This is a genomic window from Methanosarcina acetivorans C2A (assembly GCF_000007345.1).
GTDB lineage: Archaea > Halobacteriota > Methanosarcinia > Methanosarcinales > Methanosarcinaceae > Methanosarcina > Methanosarcina acetivorans.
In genome coordinates this window covers 4,439,529-4,457,555 of the sequence record NC_003552.1, presented here as the reverse complement: position 1 = coordinate 4,457,555, position 18,027 = coordinate 4,439,529, and the positions used below count along the sequence as shown (strand labels likewise).

Annotated in this window: 15 protein-coding genes; 8 read left to right on the top strand and 7 right to left on the bottom strand. The window is 46.3% G+C overall.

Translation table 11 applies throughout. The features are described from left to right. Positions 1–41: 41 nt before the first annotated feature. The 6 genes from MA_RS18835 to MA_RS18815 all read right to left on the bottom strand — a co-directional run bounded on the left by MA_RS18835 (position 42) and on the right by MA_RS18815 (position 8,246). Entirely contained in the window at positions 42–3,515 is a 3,474-nt protein-coding gene (locus MA_RS18835) for a HEAT repeat domain-containing protein (protein WP_011023520.1), read from the bottom strand. A 164-nt stretch (positions 3,516–3,679) separates the two neighbouring features. Further along, a complete protein-coding gene (locus tag MA_RS18830; RefSeq protein WP_011023519.1) occupies positions 3,680–4,471 on the bottom strand; it encodes an alpha/beta fold hydrolase in 792 nt (263 codons plus the stop codon). Further along, positions 4,450–4,578 (bottom strand): hypothetical protein, encoded by a 129-nt coding sequence (locus MA_RS29540; RefSeq protein WP_281085327.1) that lies wholly within the window; start codon positions 4,576–4,578, stop codon positions 4,450–4,452. The genes MA_RS18830 and MA_RS29540 overlap by 22 nt, the downstream gene beginning before the upstream one ends. Before the next feature lie 56 nt (positions 4,579–4,634). After that, positions 4,635–5,129, bottom strand: a complete 495-nt coding sequence (locus MA_RS18825; protein WP_011023518.1) for an SRPBCC family protein — start codon at positions 5,127–5,129, stop codon at positions 4,635–4,637. Positions 5,130–5,669: 540 nt separating this feature from the next. Continuing rightward, a complete protein-coding gene (locus MA_RS18820) occupies positions 5,670–7,439 on the bottom strand; it encodes a chloride channel protein (protein WP_048065752.1) in 1,770 nt (589 codons plus the stop codon). A gap of 237 nt (positions 7,440–7,676) precedes the next feature. Continuing rightward, positions 7,677–8,246, bottom strand: a complete 570-nt coding sequence (locus MA_RS18815; RefSeq protein WP_011023516.1) for a flavodoxin family protein — start codon at positions 8,244–8,246, stop codon at positions 7,677–7,679. A gap of 255 nt (positions 8,247–8,501) precedes the next feature. Between MA_RS18815 and pta the strand changes: the two genes are divergently transcribed. Both pta and MA_RS18805 read left to right on the top strand, forming a co-directional pair. Beyond that, positions 8,502–9,503, top strand: coding sequence for a phosphate acetyltransferase (gene pta / locus MA_RS18810; protein ID WP_011023515.1), 1,002 nt, complete (start codon positions 8,502–8,504; stop codon positions 9,501–9,503). Positions 9,504–9,607: 104 nt separating this feature from the next. Then, positions 9,608–10,834 (top strand): acetate kinase, encoded by a 1,227-nt coding sequence (locus tag MA_RS18805; RefSeq protein ID WP_011023514.1) that lies wholly within the window; start codon positions 9,608–9,610, stop codon positions 10,832–10,834. On the opposite strand, the gene MA_RS27460 is transcribed toward MA_RS18805, so the two are convergent. After that, positions 10,826–10,981, bottom strand: a complete 156-nt coding sequence (locus MA_RS27460) for a hypothetical protein (protein ID WP_157860324.1) — start codon at positions 10,979–10,981, stop codon at positions 10,826–10,828. The two genes, MA_RS18805 and MA_RS27460, sit on opposite strands and share 9 nt — an antisense overlap. An 820-nt stretch (positions 10,982–11,801) precedes the next feature. Between MA_RS27460 and MA_RS18800 the strand changes: the two genes are divergently transcribed. The 6 genes from MA_RS18800 (at position 11,802) to MA_RS18775 (ending at position 17,867) form a co-directional block, all read left to right on the top strand. Continuing rightward, the gene (locus tag MA_RS18800; protein ID WP_011023513.1) at positions 11,802–13,175 is read left to right on the top strand and encodes a M14 family metallopeptidase; all 1,374 of its coding nucleotides are present in this window, start codon (positions 11,802–11,804) and stop codon (positions 13,173–13,175) included. A gap of 164 nt (positions 13,176–13,339) precedes the next feature. Continuing rightward, positions 13,340–13,618, top strand: coding sequence for a hypothetical protein (locus tag MA_RS18795; RefSeq protein ID WP_048065751.1), 279 nt, complete (start codon positions 13,340–13,342; stop codon positions 13,616–13,618). A 161-nt stretch (positions 13,619–13,779) separates the two neighbouring features. Beyond that, positions 13,780–14,526 (top strand): acetate--CoA ligase family protein, encoded by a 747-nt coding sequence (locus MA_RS18790; protein ID WP_226990658.1) that lies wholly within the window; start codon positions 13,780–13,782, stop codon positions 14,524–14,526. Positions 14,527–14,896: 370 nt separating this feature from the next. Then, positions 14,897–15,526 carry a helix-turn-helix transcriptional regulator gene (locus tag MA_RS18785; protein ID WP_011023510.1) on the top strand — a complete coding sequence of 210 codons (630 nt, stop codon included), beginning with the start codon at positions 14,897–14,899 and terminating at the stop codon, positions 15,524–15,526. Further along, entirely contained in the window at positions 15,523–16,398 is an 876-nt protein-coding gene (locus MA_RS18780) for a hypothetical protein (RefSeq protein ID WP_011023509.1), read from the top strand. The genes MA_RS18785 and MA_RS18780 overlap by 4 nt, the downstream gene beginning before the upstream one ends. Positions 16,399–16,403: 5 nt before the next feature. Beyond that, the gene (locus tag MA_RS18775) at positions 16,404–17,867 is read left to right on the top strand and encodes a HEAT repeat domain-containing protein (protein WP_011023508.1); all 1,464 of its coding nucleotides are present in this window, start codon (positions 16,404–16,406) and stop codon (positions 17,865–17,867) included. Positions 17,868–18,027 lie beyond the last annotated feature (160 nt).

Sequence of the window (18,027 nt, the reverse complement as noted above, 5' to 3'; positions counted from 1 at the left end):
TAATTCTTATCGCTTCATTCAAATCTGTTCCTTTTTTGGAGTTATTGCAGGTCCGGAAACAGCCGGGTTTTTGATACTTCCTGCATTTCAATTTCTTCCAGGATTTCGAACGCGAGATTTGCCGCGAGCTCATTTTCTGAAGCAAGTAAAGCCTGCATCCGATCTTTATTTTCTTTCGTACAAATTTTCATGAGGGCTCCGGTAGCTTCTGCTTTTACAAAGCGGTTCCGGTCATAGAGGGCATTGATCAAAGGTTCGATAGCTTTTTTGGGTTTTATCCTGGCAAGAGCTTTTGCTGCAGCAAACCGTGTAAAGTCATCTCTATCTGAAAGAGCGAGAATCAGGGGTCCAACTGCAGTTTCAGCTTTAATCCTGCCCAGGGCTTCGGCAGCTCCCCATCTGCCTTCATTGTTTTCATCAAGGAGTGCGTCAATAAGCGGTTCTATGGCTTTTCTGGATTTTACTTTTCCAAGAGCTCTGGCCGCTTCTCCTTTCACAATTCCAGATGCATCGAAAAACATGGTATCTATCAGGGGCTCCAGGGCTTTTTCGGATCTTATCTGCCCGAGGGCTTCAGCTGCAAAGCGCCGCACATTTTCGTCTTCGGACTTGAGAGCCCCGATCAACCGGGGCACAGCTGTCTCAGAACCCAGGCACCCCAGTACCCCGGCCAGCAGCCTCCTGACCTCTTCGTCTTCATCGTCAAGCGCATTAATCAGGGACTGAAAGGCTCTTTCAGGCCTGTTTCCGGATATATTTTCCAGAGTTCTGGCTGCTTCCCTTCGTACAAGCTTATCTTCATCCTTAAAGGCATTATCAAGAATGTCGAAGACTTTATCCGATACCTGGAGGGTCTCATCAGAACTCATCTGTCCCAGGGCTCTTACTGCCCCCTGCCTCATAAAATGGTTACCTGACTCAAGCGCATGAATAAGCAGTTCAAGGACTTTTTCGGGTTCCAGCTTCCCGAGTGCTTTTGCTGCTTCTTTTCGGACAAACCGGTTTTCATCCCCCAGTACCAGAAGAAGAGGGGTAACAGCTTCCCTGGACCTTGTCATTCCGAGTGCCTTTGCCGCTTCCAGCCGAACTAAATGGCTTTCATCACTTAATCTCTTTACAAGTGCACCAACAGCTGTATTTGAGCCTGCAATTTCGGGTCCTCTCTCTCCGAGGGCTTCAGCAGCTGCCTTTCTTACGAATTCGTTCTCATCCGAAAGCGCGGAAACAAGGAGATCAAGTGTTTTCTCCGAACCTAACATCCCGAGCGTCTTTGCGGCTTCTCTTCGGACGAAATGGCTTTTATCTCCAAGTGTACAGGTAAAGGTATCAGGGGTTTGATCCGATTTGATTTTCCCGAGTGCCTTTATCGCTATCCATCGTACAAATTCGTCCTCATCCTGCAGGGCATCCATGAACGGTTCGACAGCTTTTTCCGACCTCATCTGCCCCAGGGCTTCTGCAGCTCCCCATCGGACAAGTTTGTCCTCTTCCTTAAATGCTTTTATGAGAGGGGTTGCCGCTTTTTGAGGAGTTGCCCTGCCCAGAGCTCCCATAGCTCCGAAACGGACAAAATCATCTTTATCCCCAAGTGCGGAAATAAGGACATCAAGAGCTTTTTCTGACTCTATCCGCATCAGTGAATCGGTTGCTTCCAGGCGGACAGCCCGGTTCTTATCCGCCAGTGCGTTCGTCAGCAGGTCGACAGCTTTTTCCGTCCCTATCATACTGAGAGCCTTTACGGTTTCGATCCTCACGGAGTAATCTTCATCCCCAAATGCAGCTGTCAGAGGGACAAGGGCCATTTCCGATCTTGTCTCCCCGAGAACCCTTATTGCTTCTCTTTTCACTCCCGTGTCTCCGTGCCCAAGCACTCCTGAAATGGCTTCAATTCCACAGTCTCCAAGCCTGCCCAGGCTCCGGATTACTCTCATTTTTTCCAGCGTGTACCTGCTGTCCAGTTTTCCGGCAAGTAACGAACATAATTTTTCTTTTGTTTCGAGGCTTGTTTTAGCGGCACATTTTGAAGCAAGGTCCAGGTTTTTGCTCAAAATTATGGAGTTTACCAGTTTTTCTCCTGATTCGACCATCTCCGAGACGAATATCACAACGTTTTCCCATCCCGGGTGCCCGAATGCTTCTGAGGTCTCTGTTCCCTGTTCAAAGTGTTGCTTCAGCTTTAAAGCTGCAAAGTATTCCTGAAGGTCCAGGTTTATCCCGAACCTTACTTCAGAACGGTTTCTGGTCAGGAGCCCTGGCCCGAAGCAAGCCTTGAGAAGCTTTCTGGCTTCTGTTTTCTTATACTCTGTTTTTTTGTCTTCTGTTTTTTTAGATTCAATTTTTCCGGATGGATTTTGTTTTGCAGGATTTTGTTTTGCGTACTTTTCTGCGATTTCAAGGGCATATCCGTACTTGCATGAAAGCCTGTGCTCGCACTGAAGCCTGAATGCCAGGTCCATTAGAAAACTTTCAATCTCTATTCTTTCGAAATCCATTTTTTCCGAGCCTGTTCTCGGAGTATTTTTGGAAGGCAGTTTTTCAGAGCTTCTCGACTCTCCGCTTCCCAGGCCGCAGTTTTCCATATCTCTGCTTTTTTTCATGGAGAGTATCTTTTCGGAACTGAAGAAATCTTCTTTAGTCCCGGAATGTCTGAAAAGCTCTGAAATAAAAGCCTGGTAAAGTTCTGCCCGATTGGAGGGGATAAATTCAGGGTCAAAATAAGTAAGCTCTTGATTAAGTCTCTTTTTTCCCCCCATCCCAATTCCGGCGATTGAAGTTTTAATCCGGAGTTTGAGCAGCAGGGGATTTCGGAGAAAAGGATGTGAATTGGTTTCATTCAGGCTTCTGCTTTTCAGAATTTTTGCCTGTCTCTTGTTGGGGACGGAACTCTCTATAAAGAGCCCTATTTTTTCATCTGAGAATTTCTCAAGCTCGCAAACGGCAAAAGTACTTTTTATACTGCCAGAGGGGCCGTTTCTTGAGGCAATAACGTATCTGCAGTCTTCATGATCGGAAATGAAATCGGAAATTTCATCAAGGGGAGAAAAGTTATCGGAAGATCTGAGCATGTCAAGCCCGTCTAAAAGCAGCAGGGCTTTTCCTTCAAGTAATTCTCTCAAATCAGGTTCCAAAATCCCTTTTCGTTTTGCTTTTGCTTCCAAATATGCATAAAAAGAACCTTTAACATAAGAATCAAGGGCTACATAAATAGGAATGTATTCTTCTTTTTTCTCGAGATATTCCCCGGCCCATGTGGTATTTAGCCACTTGAGAGTACTTGTTTTTCCCGAACCCGCTTCTCCGTAAATTATCAGGCGCTTTTCTTTTTCTACAAGCTGGGAAATTTTGAATTCATGGGCAAGAAAAGTGTTTTCTTCAAAAATCCGGCGTGTGATAGGTAGTATTTCTCTTGCAGACGGTTCGATATAGAGAGCAGGTATTTCACCTGCGGCTTCAAGTATTATGTTTTCCAAATATTCTTCTGCGTCCCCGCATGAATTTCCTTCAGCCTTTTGCATAAAATTCTCCCATTTTTATAAAGAATATCCCCGTTTTCTTTTCAGTCCTATTCTTTTTGTCAGGGGACTTTTTTAGGTTTGCTGCTTAGCCTGTGCCCTGGACTTTTTTGACAGCTTCTTCGTTTGCAAATTGTGATCCGGTTTTGGCCATCAGGGAATACCAATCACCTGGTCTCCGGCATGGGTGAGTCGAGAAATTTTGTTACGAAGGCGGCCAGTGAAGGAGAGGAGAGAATATTGTAATGAGTCATATCCGGCAGAATCGCAAGCTGTGCCATCGGCCGGCGGGAACCGTCCATACCGGCGTCCTGTTGCCCTCCACCAAATAGCGCGAAGAACTCCATTATGTGCGTCATACGTACAGCGTCCGCATCCGCGAAGATGATCCTTGTGGGGGACTTAATCGCAGCCACGTCTTTCGACCAGTCATAGTCCTTCCCGAGCAGGTCGCCAATCTTGGTGAAGAGCACTTCCCAGTCGGTTTCGGGATAGAGCTGGTAGAGCGGGCTCTGCTTTATGGCTTTTACAGTCTCCGGGCCCATCTGTGCCATGTCTTCCAGAACCTCGGGGTACCATCCGTCCCGCTTGACGGGAGCTGAGACGACCACGAGCTTGCGGACCAGATCCGGGTGCCTGATGGCGGTCTGCATGGCAACGCCCGCGCCAAGAGAGTAACCCATGATATCGGCCTTTTCGCTTCCCAGGTGCTTTACCAGTGCCGCAATGTCATCGGCCATTAACTCAAAGCTTAGAGGTCGGTCGATGTCGGCTGTCCTCCCATGGGCCTGTAAATGGACTGCGATGACCTGCCTGTTTTCAGCAAGGTCCGGCAGGATCGGGCCGAACATTTCGCTCGCACCGACGCCGCCATGAAGCAGGATAAGCGGTCTGCCGGTTCCGTGCAGTTCGTAGTACATATTGAGGTTATTTACATTCACGTATTTGCCTTCTGGCATCTTTCTCCTCCTATTTTCCACTTGCCAACCAGGCGATTGAGTTTCTTGAGTTCAGGATATGGTGTTTCAGGTAGCCTGTCCCAGATTGCATTGTTGCTGTCTGCCATGCTGTTTCCCCTTGCCGGTTATCCTTACAGATTATTTTTACTTCAAATCCGGATCTTTACCTTTCCATCTTTTCCAAAAGTTCTGCAAGTTGATCATAAGAATCGTTGACGCCTTCTTCCATACCTGACTGGAGCATTCCGTCACGATCCTCAACCGTCTGGAAGACAGATTGAGATGTTAGTTTTGTCCTGTTACCCGGTAAAGCTTCAAATTTCGTTGTTTCAAGGACGACATGCCCTTTTTCCGGAAGTCCTTCAAACTCAAAAGTGCTGATAATTCTTTCAGGTGCTGTGACCTCGTGATTCACTCCATGAAATGCATATTCGTTGCCGTCCTGATCTCTTTGAATATATCGCCAGGATCCGCCATTTTTCGGTTCAAATGTCTCAAGAGTCGTTGTGAAGCCTCGTGGTCCCAGCCACTCTGTATAAAGCTTCGAATCTGTAAACGCTTTAAAAACCAGTTCTCGTGGAGCATCAAACTCCCGTGTGATGATGATCTCCTGTTTTCCCGGTTCTGCAATAATCCTGGCATGATTATTTTTTTCCATGCACTGACACCTCTTTACCTCAGTTCATTCCGTAGTTCATCGCCGGAACATCTTACTCCACTCGCCTGTAAAAGAATCATTAATGAAGCGCTTCCCAACGAGGCGGTTTTGCGATAGATGCCCCGGACCAGTAATCCCGGATCTCTTGCGATCATTCGGCTGAGATAAACGCCATCTACACATAATCGATTCTGGAAACAAGAAGCTTGAAGCCTTTTTATGTGAAGCCTTTTTACCCCTCCAGCACTTCACACATCGGGTCGGTCCATGCTTTCCCCACGGCTCTCTTGATTCATTGAAGAGCCAGACCAAAGTATTATTCCAGGAAAACCAGGACCATGTATGAAAACTTCAGTATTTTTTCCAGGTCCTCTGATAAAGGTTGTCTGGTAATACATTATTTGGCCTACTCCGTATCCTATTCCCTTTACAATTATAAACAGCGTCCTACAAAAAAGCTACTACGTCGGGGGAAAAGGAAGTACCTTGAAGAGATATAACCGAAACGTTTTTTGCCCGGGCTTTTACAGGCTGTTGTTTTCAGTCGGTGTCCCGGACTTTTTCCACGACTTTCTTATTATACGAATTCACAATATCACTCCGGGTGATGAGGCCGAGGAGTTTGGTTTTATCCATGCGGTCCACGACAGGGAGCCTGCCTATTTGCTTTGAGCCAAGGCGTTTTAGGACGGCTTCAAGAGTTTCGTCTGGATAGGCGATTTCCACATCGTGAGTGGCTATATCCCCTATCTTTTTATCGACTTCTCCGTACTTTACTTTGCTCCGGAGGTCCGAGAGTGTCACTATCCCTGAAAGCTTGCCTCTGGAATCAAGGACCGGAAAACCTGCGTGGCGGCTTGCCTGCATGAGGGCGATGAGGGTCCCCACGTTCTTTTCTTCGGAGACGGTCTGGACATGTGTGACCATGGCATCTTTTACAAGCATGGATACCATGATATCGACTTCCCTTCCTTTCCTTATTTTGAACCCTCTCCTGCGTAGCCCTTCCGTAAAAATGGACTCGGAATAAATGGCATTGGACATTACGTTGCTCAGCACGCAGGCAAACATGAGGGGGAGGATAAGACTGTAGTCCCTGGTAATCTCAAAAAGAATCAGGATAGCGGTAAGAGGAGCCCGGGCAGTCCCGGCAAAGACTGCACCCATCCCGACCATTGCATAGGCTCCCGATTCTGCTATCGTCCCCGGGAACAGTACGTTTGCGGCTGTCCCGAAAGCTCCTCCTAACATCGCACCAGCGAAAAGGGAGGGGACAATCGTTCCTCCCGAACCTCCCGAGCCCAGGCTCAGGGAAAAGGCAAGGATCTTGAGGAAGAGCAGGATAAGCAGGAGCTGGAAGGTAAACTCGTTGTTCAGGGCATCCATTATTACATTATAGCCCATTCCCAGGACTCTGGGGTAAAAGAGGCCGATTACCCCTACTGCAAGCCCTCCAAGAGCAGGTTTGAAAACCGGATGGAGGGGGATTTCCGAAAAGATGTCTTTTGTGTAGTAGAGTGTCCGGATCAGCATTATCGAGACAAGCCCTGCAAGGAGGCCGAGGATAAGGTAGAGCCCGAGTTCCTTGTAGGGGCTGATCAGCTGGTAGGGGGAGATCTGGATAGGTTTTATCCCGAAAAGTGTACTTGAGACCAGGGTTGCAAAGACCGAGGAGATTACTATCGGAATAAAAGTCTTTGTTTCAAGTTCCCCGTAAATCACTTCTACTACGAAAACTACCCCTGCAAGTGGAGCGTTGAATGCGGCTGCAATCCCTCCGGCAGCCCCGCAGCCGAGAAGAGTCTGGAGCTGCCTTTCAGGGCTCTTCAGGATCCTCCCCACAAGAGCACCTGTCCCGGCTCCGGCAAGGACTCCCGGAGCTTCCTTACCTAGGGCGCCTCCCGAGCTGATAGTGATTATCGAAGCAAAGACTTCCAAAAAAGAATCCCTGAGCTTAATTCTTGCTCCGCGGAGGGTTACGGTTTCTATAAGCCCTTCAACGCCATATCTCTTTTTTATAAGGAAGTGGGAGATTAATCCCACCAGCAGCCCTCCGAGGGCAGGCATCAATATTACATAATAGTGTGGGAACTCGTGTAAAGAGGATCCCTGCTGCATCCCGAAAAGAGCATTGCTGTACTGGAGGGTGCGGTCATAAATTCCTATTACGAGGCCTGTCAGGAGTCCGATTAAAATTGCAATTGAGTTGACCCTTGTAGCTTCGGTATCAAATCGGGTGATGTACTCCGTTAGCCTTGGGTATTCTCTTATGCTGTGGAATCTGAATCTGGACTCTGGATCAACTTCCAAATGTTCGCGCCTCGAGGGAATTTTTTGTGCTTGAAACTCTTTTTGCAAAAACAAATCTTCAGGGTTCTGAATTTTATTTTCCTGAAATTCTTTTTCTGCCCCAGAAGATTTCGAGCATTTATTTAAATGTATCTTTTAAAAATATATAAATCTGTTTATTGGACCAGGCTCTTTCTCTGAAAATCATATTTTTTCTTTTATTATATTTTGACTTATTTAATTTATATAATTTGTTATTTATCTATTTTTCCAGATAAGTTCCAGCACATCACAGAGTTTTTTTGCAGTTTCGGAAACTGTCTGCATTCCTACGGCATCTTCCTCTGCAGGGTTCCAGACAATTCCGCCGAAGTGGGCGTTGTCCCCGACCACAATCATTCCGTGAATGTGCATCCAATCGTGGATGGACTGAATGGTCTTTTCCTGGCCTCCGTTTCTTGAACCTCCGACTGAAAGAGCTGCTCCAACTTTATTTTTGAGTGCAAAGTCTTTGCGGCGAAGCAGGACACTCCTGTCAAAAAGAGCTTTAAGCTGGGCAGGGTAATTTCCCATATATACGGGGGCTGCAACAATTATGCCGTCGGCTGCCCTCATCTTTTCATAAACTTCTTCCATATCGTCGTCAATCACACAGAAATCCTTTTCTCTGCAGGCTCCACAAGCTTTGCAGGGGCTAATATCCTTGTTTGAGAGAAAAACGGTATCGGCTTCAAACCCCCTTTCTTTTGCAAGCTCGAGAACAACTCCAACCATTTTCTCACAGTTCTGACCCCTCCTCGGGCTGCCTGATATCCCTAATATTTTCATTCTTATCATTCCGGAATTCTTTTATATCAATTTGTCATTTATATTCATAACAATTGTTTTAAATTCTTACACCTTTGGCGTAAAACTTATCTCAAATATTTATATATTTTGGGAATTAATATCCGAAATAATATATATTGAGTGTTCGAAATATATATTTTTTATTTTTATATATTTCACTATGCTTTTTACGTAAATTTATATATCAAGACCCAGCTAACTTAAATTACTCTAATTATATAGGAGGTTGGTTGATTGGTAACATTTTTAGAGAAGATCAGTGAAAGAGCAAAGAAACTCAACAAGACAATCGCTTTACCTGAAACTGAAGATATAAGGACCCTCCAGGCAGCTGCCAAGATCCTTGAAAGAGGTATTGCAAACGTTGTCCTTGTCGGTGATGAAGCCGACATTAAGGCGCTCGCAGGAGATCTTGATCTCTCAAAAGCAAAAATTGTAAATCCGAAAACCTATGAGAAAAAAGACGAATACATTAACACTTTCTATGAGCTGAGAAAGCACAAAGGTATAACCCCCGAAACTGCAGCTGAAGTTATGAGCGATTACGTTTACTTCGCCGTTATGATGGCAAAACTCGGAGAAGTAGACGGAGTAGTATCAGGAGCTGCTCACTCTTCTTCAGACACCCTGAGACCTGCTGTCCAGATAGTTAAGACTGCTCCAGGCGCAGCACTTGCATCCGCTTTCTTCATCATTGCCGTACCTGACTGTGAATACGGATCAGATGGGACCTTCCTCTTTGCCGACTCGGGTATGGTTGAAATTCCAAGTGTAGAGGATGTTGCAAACATTGCAGTTATTTCTGCAAAGACCTTCGAACTGCTGGTTCAGGACACTCCGTATGTTGCAATGCTTTCCTATTCCACCAAAGGAAGTGCACACAGCAAACTGACCGAGGCAACAGTCGCTGCCACAAAGCTTGCACAGGAACTTGCTCCTGACGTTGCAATCGACGGTGAACTGCAGGTTGATGCAGCAGTTGTCCCCAAAGTTGCAGCTTCAAAGGCTCCCGGAAGCCCTGTCGCAGGTAAAGCCAATGTCTTTATCTTCCCCGATCTGAACGCTGGAAACATCGCATACAAGATCGCCCAGAGGCTTGCCAAGGCTGAAGCATATGGTCCTATCACCCAGGGACTTGCAAAGCCGATTAACGACCTGTCCAGAGGATGCAGTGACGAAGATATTGTCGGTGCTGTTGCGATTACCTGTGTCCAGGCCGCAGCCCAGGACAAATAATCGAAAACGTTTCGGAAGCGTTTTATTAACTTTCATACATAGTATTATTCTATCCGAAACTCTAAATGTGATTGGAAAACAATGGATTGAACTGGGGTTTACAAATGAAAGTACTGGTTATAAACGCAGGGAGTTCTTCTCTCAAATATCAATTAATTGATATGACAAACGAGTCCCCTCTTGCAATAGGGCTCTGTGAGAGGATAGGCATCGACAACTCGATCATTACCCAGAAGAGGTCTGACGGCAAGAAACTGGAAAAGCAGACCGACCTTCCTAACCACAAGGTTGCCCTTGAGGAAGTCGTCAAGGCTCTTACGGACTCCGAGCTCGGTGTCATCAAAAGCATGGACGAAATCAATGCAGTCGGGCACAGAGTTGTGCACGGTGGAGAAAAGTTCACTTCCTCGGCTTTGATCGATGAAGGCGTAGAACAGGCAATCAAGGACTGCTTTGAACTGGCTCCTCTCCACAATCCTCCAAACATGATGGGAATTACTGCCTGTCAGGAGATCATGCCAGGCGTCCCGATGGTTGCTGTTTTTGACACAGCATTCCACCAGACAATCCCGGCCTATGCCTACATGTATGCTCTGCCGTACACACTGTACGAAAAGTACGGGATCAGAAAATACGGTTTCCACGGCACTTCTCACTTTTACGTTGCCAGAAGGGCTGCCGCTATGCTCGGAAAACCCGAAGAAGAAGTCAAAGTCATCACCTGCCACCTAGGAAACGGCTCAAGCATTACGGCTGTTAACGGCGGAAAATCCGTTGAGACAACAATGGGCTTTACCCCGCTCGAAGGAGTTGCAATGGGTACCAGGTGCGGTTCGATTGACCCTGCAGTAGTCCCCTTCGTTATGGAAAAGGAAGGCCTTACGACCCGAGAAATCGATACCCTCATGAACAAGAAGTCAGGCGTGCTTGGAGTCTCCGGGCTCAGCAACGACTTCAGGGACCTCGATGAAGCAGCTTCCAAAGGCAACCAGAGAGCCGAACTCGCCCTTGAAATCTTTGCATACAAGATTAAGAAGGTCATAGGTGAGTATTCAGCCGTACTCAATGGTGCGGATGCGGTAGTCTTTACAGCAGGCATTGGAGAAAACAGTGCAAGTATCAGGAAGAGAATCCTCTCCGGCCTTGACGGTCTCGGCATAGAGATCGACGAAGAAAAGAACAAGATCAGAGGTCAGGAAATCGATATCAGCACTCCTGATGCAAAAGTAAGAGTCCTTGTTATCCCGACCAACGAAGAACTAACCATTGCAAGGGACACAAAGGAAATCTGTGAGACCGAAGTAAAGCTGCGCAGATCAGTATCAATCTGAAGGTAAAGGATATTTTTCCTTTTCCTTTTCCTTTTCCTTTTCCTTTTCCTTTTCTATTTCTATTTCTATTTCCATTTCTATTTCCATTTCTATTTCCATTTCTATTTCCATTTCTATTTCCATTTCTATTTCCATTTCTATTTCCATTTCTATTTCTACAGCTGAGTTTTAAATATACTTTTATTTTGCCTATATTCTACTTTGTATTTTATTTTAGTTAAATTATTTTTATCACCTTTTACACAATTCGGTGTAATTTTTTCAAATATTAAACCATATTTCTGGTTTTTTCTGTATCTCTGTGATCTGAAAATAGGGATCAGGTTCAAAAAATGGTGAGGAAAAATAAATTCTTAACCAAGGATAAATTTTCCAATTGTTGATTATTTGGATTGTTGATACGATAACAAGTATATTTATATAAAAATCAACATATCTATTTCGGGGATACAGGTTAGGTGATGCAGGTTAGGTGATGCAGGTTAAAGTACAGGTTAAGGGTACAGGTCGGAATCGAAGAACCAATCATTATGGTATCCGATAGTGATGGGAATCCTGGCATGGAAATTACAACTAATCTCGTACAGGATATGGTACAGGACACGTTGGGTCGATTCTTCCAGGAACCGTACGGACAGTTTTTGGGTACTTCGTCCGCGTTATCGCTTGCTGTTTGAATTGGCTTATTCGTGCCTGGTGTAAATCGGAATTTCTCCCGGGTATCTGTCGGGTTCCAGAAAAAGCCTTCTTGAAAATAGGCTATATTTTTGATGTTGTCGAAAGGAACTTAAAATACCGGCTTGTCGCCGACTTCAGTCCGTAGTGAACCTGTTTTTCCTGATGAGGAGCATGTTTGACGTGCCGTGGAGGTGCTGGCAAACGGGCAGTTGTTCCGTAGCGAAAATGATGTAAATGACTATGTGTCTTCTGCTCGCCGACAGCGCCACGACAAAGGGAGGTATTTAAAATGACAAGCTATTCGGTCCGGATAATCGCCAGAACCCTTGAAGAGTTAAGGGCGCTGGAGAGATTAGATCTTGATTTAAAGTATCGCGCTGCACAAAAGTTGGAGACTGACCGTTTAATGGTTCCGGGGGTCCTGACGGATGAACAGATTAAACTGGTTGAGTCGGCAGGCTATAAAGTGGAGGTCATTTCCGATCTCTCAAAAGTCGCTGTGGAAAGAGTACAGGATGTGTCACAAGTTAATCGCTTTGCTGGAGCGCCTGGGGTCTCCAGGTTTGAAGAGCGTGCCGTACTGGGTTACATGACTGCGGATGAGGTTGAATCTGCTCTTATCAACCTCAAGGCCCTGCATCCAGATCTCGTGACCCTCATCGAACTTCCGCATCAGAGCTGGGAGAATCGGACCTCTCATGCTGTCCGTGTTCGCGCCGGGACAAATACGAATCGGGTTGGCGTATTGTTCACAGGCAGTATGCACGCAAGAGAGTGGGGAGGTTCGGATATCTGTATAACTTTCCTTGTCAATCTTATCAATGCTTACCGTGCCAACAACGGGATAACCTACGGAGGAAAGAGTTTCACTGCAGATCAGGTTCACACGATTCTTGAAAACATTGATCTGTTTGTGTTCCCTGATGTGAACCCGGACGGTAAGAACTATAGCCAGACCCAGGATGTATGGTGGCGCAAGAACCGAAATCCGAACACCGCTGTCAGTCCTTCCACGCCGGGTGTAGACTTAAACAGGAATTTCGATTTCCTGTGGGACAGTGGGATTGGGACTTCTTCCAGTCCGGCCAGTTCCACGTATAAAGGGGAAGGTGCATTTTCTGAGCCAGAGACACGCAATGTGCGCTATTTGTTCGACACATACAAGAATATTGGTTACTTTGTGGATATACATAGTTACAGCGAACTTATCCTGTACAGCTGGGGAGATGACGATAACCAGACTACCTATCCTGAACAAAACTTCCTGAATCCTGTATATGACGGAAAGCGTGGGATTCCCAACGATACGCGTTACGGAGAGTTCATATCCCCCCCGGACCGGGACAAGGCTGTAAACCTGGCTCACCGCATGAACGGGGCACTGGCAGCCGTCCGCGGTAAGATCTACACCGTCCAGCAGGCTGTCGGGCTTTATCCTACATCAGCGACATCAGATGATTATGTATTTAGTCGCCATATCGTGAACGGGTTGAACAGGAAGGTATACACCTACACAATAGAATTCGGTCAGGAGTTTGTTCCACCCTTTAGTGAGATGAACAATATCATCAAAGATGTCTGCGCTGCGATGGGCGAACTTTGCTGGGCCGTGAGCAGCAGTGCGGATGTACAGGCTGGTAAGGGTGTTATGGTCGGGGTATGATCAGGGTTATGATATTCTGTCAATATTCTGTCGAGGATGCATAAAAAACCGGGCCAGAAAGAAACCCGCAATGTGACGGGTTTTGTCTCGCTAACTTGCCCTTAACTAGCAGTTTCGAGCGCTTTACTCCCAAATAAACATCGTTGGGTGAAGGACTGAGTCATATGGGCTATTATATTGTCAGGATTCATGCCAGCACGTGGGATCTGCTGCGTGATCTTCAGCGGTTGCATGATCTTGACGTCTTTAGCAAAACTGCAAAGCAGCTTGATGATTGTCTGTTTGAGATTCACGGGCTGCTTTCAGACGAGCAGATTGAAAATCTATCCAAAAAAGGATATCAGATAGAGATTATTGCCAATGCTGCAGAGGTCGCAAAGGGGAGAAAGAAGGGTGTACCCTGTCTTTCCTTATCACCCGGAGATCAGTCGGGACAGGAATAAGTAAGGTAAGAATAGAGAGGTAGTAAGGTAAGAACAGAGAGGTAGTAAGGTAAGAATAGAGAGGTAGTAAGGTAAGAATAGAGAGGTAGTAAGGTAAGAATAGTGAGGTAGTAAGGTAAGAATAGTGAGGTAAATAACTGTCCTGACTATATTATATGATTATGAAACCGCTTGATCTTATCTCTCCTGAGTTAGGGGTAAATAGGGAAGCAGCGGCTGAAATTCTCAGGGCTGCACGAGAGGCTGAGCGGCGCACGCTGGGCCTTGAATCTTTTGACATCTTGAAAGCTTACGGCATTCCTGCAGTACAGACCGCTTTTGCAAAAACCGAGGAGGAAGCCTTCAGAGCTGCAGAAGAAATAGGCTACCCCCTGGTGATGAAGGTCGTCTCTCCGCAGATTTCCCACAAATCGGATGTCGGAGGGATCAGGCTCTCCTTGAAACACGGAGATGAGGTGCGGGTTGCCTATCGTGAAATGATGGAAAACATCCCTGAAAAAAAGCCTGATGCGGTTCTTGAAGGTGTCCAGCTGCAGCAAATGCTCTCAGGCGGAAAAGAAGCAATTATCGGGATGGTCCGCGATCCAACCTTTGGGCCCATGTTGATGTTCGGGCTTGGGGGGGTTTATGTCGAGATCCTCAAGGATGTGCAGTTTGCAATTGCCCCCGTGGGCGAAGAAGAAGCAAGGGGGATGGTCACAGGAATCAAAACCTACCCTCTCCTTGCCGGAGCCAGGGGGGAAAAGCCTTTGGATATTACTTCCCTGGTTGATGCCATTTTAAGAGTTTCAAAGCTTGTCTGCGATTTTCCGGAAATTGAGGAATTTGAGATCAATCCCATGATGGTTCTGGAAGAGGGAAAGGGAGCTTTTGCAGTTGATATGCGACTTACTTTGAAGAAAAACTGATACTCTGACGAAAAACTGATATCTTGAAGAATAAATGATATGGTTGATTACCTTTATCATGACTGGTCTTTTTTCTTCCTATGTTTTTCTTAACCTACCCTTAATATGTCTGTTTATTTGCTAGACCCATTTGCCTGCCTATTTACGTGCTCGATTTATTCATTGTCTTGGCTTATTTTTCATCTCACCAGAGATAAATCCTCTTATTTTTCAATATACCAGCCCAAAATATTTTTCGCTATCTTCCACCGGTGGTCTCGGAATTCTGAGACGTCTCGGGGTCAGGTTAAACTAAAATTATAACATTTGTTTCGTACATACTGGAGGTAGTTAATGAGGTGGTAGTACGATCCAGGAACGAAAAAGATTCGTGCTGGCTGTGGGTATCCTGCTCCTGTCAAGCATTGTCGCCATTGATCTTCTGCTTGAAGACACTCCAGTGGTGATCCAGCTTGATGGGGACGCATTCAAGGTTATAGATATACCATATGTGTACACGGTAAAAGAAGCGTATATTCTCTTTTTTTCCGGTTTTTTCGGTGGTCTGGCTCTGACCCAGGTTTTACTGTCTCTGGGGGTTTCAGGGTCATTTTATCCTTTACAGGGGCCCGCAGGAGAGTTAACAAATGTCAATGCTACAGTAGAATCCGCTTTTGAGGAGAATATCGAAGTCTTTCCTTACAATACTCCCTCGGGGGATGCTTTTCCCTCAGAGGGGGCTTTGCCCTCTGGGCCGGATATTGATCCTACGGATGTTCTTTTAAAGGCCCTTGAGGGAGATGAAAGGAAAGCCATAGAATTGATTGTGAACAGAGGAGGGCGAATTCTCCAGAATGAACTGGTCAATTCCCTTGATTTTTCCAAGGCTAAGGTCTCCCGCGTCCTTATGAATCTGGAACGGAGAGGCATAATAGACAAGAAGAAGTATGGACTTACTAACTGTATTTCGATAGCTGAAGGACTTGTAGGGGATGGTGGAATGAAGGGGGAGATGAAATGAAGAAAAATGTTCTGATTACGCTTTCAGCTGCCTTTCTTATACTGTTATTGGGAATTTTCTGGTATTACGGGACAGGGACTGACGTGCATATTGCAGAAATGAACGCATCTCCCATTGGAGTTCATGAGTCGGGACAGCTGGATATAGTGCTCCAGAATAATGGTTCAATGCCTGTGGACGTATGGATTGAAGCCGAGAATACGTATGTGGGCAGTGACGGAGTGGCTCACCCCAATTCTGGATTGCTCATTCCCTCTGATTCCGAAGACCCGTGGGATGTCAACTTTGTATCTCATGAGACGCCGATCCACCTCCTTCCTGGAAATAATTCGGTCAGCGTATGGATTGGGTATGTACTTCCAGGCGAATACCCGGTAAAGGTGAAAGTTCTTGGAGATGGTAGGATTCTTGATGAAGGTACCTATCTTGTAGAGATCCCTACTCCTGAAATTCCTGAAAATCTCTCCCTGAAGCTGGAATATGAAATCGAGAGCAGGAAAATCGAGAGCAGGAATACTTCTGATGTTTACAGAATCTACGGCTACCTTATTAACAAAGGATCAGGTTCTGCAGAAGACATACCCGTGAACCTGACAGTGACAGACGAAAGGACCGGAGAGCTGGTGTTTGCATCTTCTGAACTTTATGATGTGGGGGAGTATACCAAGACTCCTCTCTGGACCTGGCCGGATTATCCCTACGCAGTTGTGGAAATAGCACATGGAAATCCCTCGGGAGAATCCTATATGCCTGTCAAGAATGTTGTTGTTGGAAAGAGCGGGGATCGTTTCTTGATTAATGTGAGTTCGACGTGGCAGAATGGATCGACTTCTGCTGAGTTGTTACTTCCTCCGGGAGAGGAGAGAAGGTGATGCATATGGTAAAGCGATGTGAACTTTTCGGTTTCAGGTATGCAAAAATTTTTCTTCTCTTGCTTTTGTTCTCCGGAATCTGTGCCGGTTGTCTTGGCAAGGACCCTCTCGAGGCCAGGGTGGATAAACTGGTCCGGAACCTCGGGAATGAAGACCTGGATGTAGGTTATGCTTCGGCTTATGCCCTTATCGATATAGGGGAGCCTTCGGTTGATTCTCTGATAAAGGCTTTGAAAGACGAGGATCCTCAGGTTCGCAGCCTTGCCGCTTATTCCCTTGGGAGGATAGGAGAACCCAGAGCTTCAAAAGCTCTTATAAAGACTCTTGAGGACCCTGAGCCGGAAGTTCGTATTAATTCGACTGAAGCACTCGGAAACCTGGGAGCAGCAGAAGCCGTGGCTCCACTTATCGAGCTTCTCAAAGACGACGACGACAGGGTAGTAATCAGTTCCATTTTTGCCCTTGAGCAATTGAAAGCTCCTGAAGCTGTTGACCCCCTTCTAGAGTTTCTGGATCAAGATAATAAAGAAGTACGCAGGAGCTCCATATCTGCTCTTCGAGCTATTGGAGACCCGAAGGCCGTTGATCCTCTTATCGAGCTTTTTAGTGACGAAGAACTCGGGGAATATGCGGCAGATGCTGTAGGAGAGTCAGGGGATGAGGAAACCGTTGAAAAACTTCTCAAATTACTGGACAGCAGAGACCCAACGGTCCGTGTTAACAGTATTTATGCCCTTATAGGGACTCAGAACCCGGATTCTAACTATGCCCTTATAGGGATTCAGGACCCAGACCTTGTACTTCCCATTGTTGGCATGCTGGATGATAGGGACAAGGAAGTTCGCAGGGCAGCTGTTTTCGCCCTGGGGCGTTTCGGCCGTGAGGAAGCTTCTCTAACAGAGCAGCCTCTTATCAAGGCTCTCGGAGACCCGGAAGAGGATGTGAGGATGGCTGCAATCCGGGCTCTGGGCAATTCAGGAGGTGAAGAAGCCGTGGCTTCTCTTGTAGAACTTCTCCATCTTGAAACTTCGGACTTCTCAGGGGCTTCTGCAGCTTCGGATGAAGATGTTAGAGAAGCTGGCTCCGTTAAACTTGCAGACTGGTATGTAAAGAGAGAAGTCGTGAGGTCCCTCGTGGATATTGGTGATCCGGGGGCAGTCGAGCCCCTGATTTTACTGCTGGGGGATGAGTATTACAAGATAAGGCGGTTTGCTGCGGAGGGACTTGGAAAACTTGGAGATAGAAGAGCTGTTTCCCCTCTCCTCAAAGCTCTGGAGACCGAAAGGGAAAGTGAAGTTCGGGTTGCGGAAGTCCGGGCCCTTGGAGAACTTGGTGGTCCCGAAGCTATTGAAGGTTTGCGCCGGATCAGCGTGGATATGGAAGAATACGGATACGTCAGAACTTCTGCGGAGGAGGCACTCGCAAAACTTGAGGGAGGAGGGGAGGAGAATTCCTCCTCAACTTCCTGATCCATTTCATAAAGAAACAGGTAAGAATTTTTTCCCACTTTATGTTTTTAGATCTAGCAATAATTTCAAACGTTTGGGGTTCTGATAAAAGACCTTGATGTTTTCCGGGTCTTTATGGGTAACAACCAACGGTTAGCGGAAGCGATTCTAGATTTTTGCA

Excerpts from the sequence above, each read along its gene's own strand:
- MA_RS27460 (WP_157860324.1), bottom strand. The coding sequence starts at position 10,981 with ATGGAAATAGAAATGGAAATAGAAATGGAAATAGAAATGGAAATAGAA.
- MA_RS18825 (WP_011023518.1), bottom strand. The coding sequence starts at position 5,129 with ATGGAAAAAAATAATCATGCCAGGATTATTGCAGAACCGGGAAAACAG.
- MA_RS18780 (WP_011023509.1), top strand. The coding sequence starts at position 15,523 with ATGAAGAAAAATGTTCTGATTACGCTTTCAGCTGCCTTTCTTATACTG.
- MA_RS29540 (WP_281085327.1), bottom strand. The coding sequence starts at position 4,578 with ATGGCAGACAGCAACAATGCAATCTGGGACAGGCTACCTGAAACACCA.
- MA_RS18790 (WP_226990658.1), top strand. The coding sequence starts at position 13,780 with ATGAAACCGCTTGATCTTATCTCTCCTGAGTTAGGGGTAAATAGGGAA.
- MA_RS18795 (WP_048065751.1), top strand. The coding sequence starts at position 13,340 with ATGGGCTATTATATTGTCAGGATTCATGCCAGCACGTGGGATCTGCTG.
- MA_RS18800 (WP_011023513.1), top strand. The coding sequence starts at position 11,802 with ATGACAAGCTATTCGGTCCGGATAATCGCCAGAACCCTTGAAGAGTTA.
- MA_RS18775 (WP_011023508.1), top strand. The coding sequence starts at position 16,404 with ATGGTAAAGCGATGTGAACTTTTCGGTTTCAGGTATGCAAAAATTTTT.
- MA_RS18835 (WP_011023520.1), bottom strand. The coding sequence starts at position 3,515 with ATGCAAAAGGCTGAAGGAAATTCATGCGGGGACGCAGAAGAATATTTG.
- MA_RS18830 (WP_011023519.1), bottom strand. The coding sequence starts at position 4,471 with ATGCCAGAAGGCAAATACGTGAATGTAAATAACCTCAATATGTACTAC.
- MA_RS18805 (WP_011023514.1), top strand. The coding sequence starts at position 9,608 with ATGAAAGTACTGGTTATAAACGCAGGGAGTTCTTCTCTCAAATATCAA.
- MA_RS18815 (WP_011023516.1), bottom strand. The coding sequence starts at position 8,246 with ATGAAAATATTAGGGATATCAGGCAGCCCGAGGAGGGGTCAGAACTGT.